Here is a 2,070-nt window from a genome sequence, read left to right as displayed (position 1 = left end):
GGGATGACGCGGGGCGCGTAGGCACCCGTGGGGCCGAGGGGACCCCTGCGGGTCCAGGGGCCGCGGAGGGTGGGCGCCGTCCAGGAGTCGAAGCCCCGGGTCGCGCCGATGGAGCCGAGGAGCAGCCAGCTGCCGTCGTCGAGGCGCTCCAGGACCGGGCATTCGAGTTCGTCGACGTCGCCGGGTGAGATCAGCGGCGGGTGGACGGTCCAGTGCTCCAGGTCGGCCGAGGTGGCGAGGGCCACGCAGCCGCTGACCTCGACCGGGAGCGAGGCGTCGCTCGCGCAGATCACCATCGCCCAGCCGTCGCCCTCGTCGTCCCGCACCACGAACGGGTCGCGCCAGCCCATACGGTCGGCGGTGCGGTACCACCGGGGGTCCGCCTCGACGACGGGCCCGGTGCCGTGGCGGCGCCAGCCGGTGCCGTCGGTGCGGTCGGAGTACGCGAGGCCGACCGACTGCAACGGCCAGCCCTCGGGGGTCAGTCCGCTCACGCCCGTGTAGAACATCGCCATCCCGGAGCCGTGCCGGAAGGGGTGCATCGTCCACACCGCCTGCTGGTCGAAGCGGCCCGGCAGCCCGTTGCCGAACGCGGTCCCCCGCGGCCGCCAGCCGACCAGGTCGGCCGAGGTGGCCCTGCCGTAGGAGGTCTCCATCCTCAGGTGGTCGAACTCGGTGGTCCACGGCCCCTGGAGGTGCAGCACCGCGTAGGTCCCGTCGTCGTCGCGGAGCAGGGCGAAGTCGTTCACGCAGAGGCCGGGCGGGGCATATCGCATGCACAGTTCCTGTCGACTCGCAGCGCCCAAACGCGTGCGCTGACCATGGACCTTCTAGGTCTCGCTTGAGAATCGGCCCAAGTAAAACTGAACGCAAACGCTTGCGCAACAACCGGGTCGGGTTTACGGTCACGTCACCCACAGCTCACACCGCCGTGAAGACGTGCAACCGACGGGAGAAGTCCGCCGTGACCGTCAGCATCACCGATGTCGCCCGCGCCGCCGGGGTCTCGGCGTCCACCGTGTCCCGCGCGTTGCGCGGCCGGCCGGGCGTGTCGGACGAGGTCCGCGCGCAGATCACGGCCGTCGCCGAGCAACTCGGCTACACGGCCTCCCGCTCGGCGTCCAGCCTGGCCAGCGGGCGCACCTTCACCATCGGGGTCGTCGCCCCGTACATAGGCCGGTGGTTCTTCGGCACGGTCCTCGACGCGGCCGAGCAGGTGTTCAGCGCCGCCGGGTACGACGTGCTGCTCTACAACCTGGGGTCGGCGGAGGCGCGCAAGCGTTTCTTCACGAAGATGCCGGTCCGCAAGCGCGTGGACGCGGTGCTGTCGCTGCTGATCCCGGACGAGGAGGAGTCGGCCGCGCTGCGTTCGCTCGGTGTGCCGCTGGCCTCCACGGTGGGCGGCGCGCGGCCCGGCTTCACGGTGGTCGGCATCGACGACCGGGCGGGCGCGGAGAGTGCCGTACGGCATCTGGTGAACCTCGGCCACCGTCGGATCGGCATGATCTCCGGGGCCAGCGGGCCCCTGCACTGGACCACTCCCGTCGACCGTCGGGCCGCCTATCTGCACGTCCTCGCCGAGGCCGGGATCGAGCCCGATCCGGCGCTGGAGGCGGACGGCGACTACACCGTGGAGGGCGGTGAGCGGGCGATGACCGAGTTGCTGGCCGCCAGCCGGCCGCCGACCGCGGTGTTCGCGCAGTCCGACGAGATGGCGATGGGCGCGTTGCGCGCGCTGCGGCGCCATCGGCTGCGAGTACCCGAGGACGTGTCCGTGGTGGGCTTCGACGACCACGAACTCGCCGACGTGGTCGGGCTGACGACCGTGGCCCAGCCGGTCGCCGGGCAGGGCGCGGAGGCCGCGCGGCTGCTGCTGCGGCAGCTCGACGAGCAGGACGCCGTGCCGCGGGGCCGGGTGGAGATGCCCATCCGCCTCGTCCTCCGCGAGACCACGGCACCGCCCCGCCCGCGCGGACCGCAGTGACCGCCGGATCCCCTCAGGCCCCGGCCGACTCCGCCCGCTCCCCCAAGGCTCCGGGCACCTCCGCCGAACCGCCCCCGGCCCCGGGC

The 2,070-nt window shown here is 73.0% G+C and carries 2 protein-coding genes; one reads left to right on the top strand and one right to left on the bottom strand.

Annotated elements, in window-relative coordinates:
* Positions 1-776 (bottom strand): glycoside hydrolase family protein (locus AOK23_RS43875; RefSeq protein WP_476718323.1); only part of this gene is annotated, 776 nt, incomplete at its 3' end.
* A 188-nt stretch (positions 777-964) separates the two neighbouring features.
* Here AOK23_RS43875 and AOK23_RS43870 point away from each other — a divergent pair.
* Positions 965-1,984, top strand: a complete 1,020-nt coding sequence (locus tag AOK23_RS43870) for a LacI family DNA-binding transcriptional regulator (RefSeq protein WP_055717915.1) — start codon at positions 965-967, stop codon at positions 1,982-1,984.
* Positions 1,985-2,070: the final 86 nt, after the last annotated feature.

The sequence above is a fragment of the Streptomyces torulosus genome, from assembly GCF_001419765.1.
Lineage (GTDB): Bacteria > Actinomycetota > Actinomycetes > Streptomycetales > Streptomycetaceae > Streptomyces > Streptomyces torulosus.
This window is presented reverse-complemented; position numbering and strand designations above follow the sequence as displayed.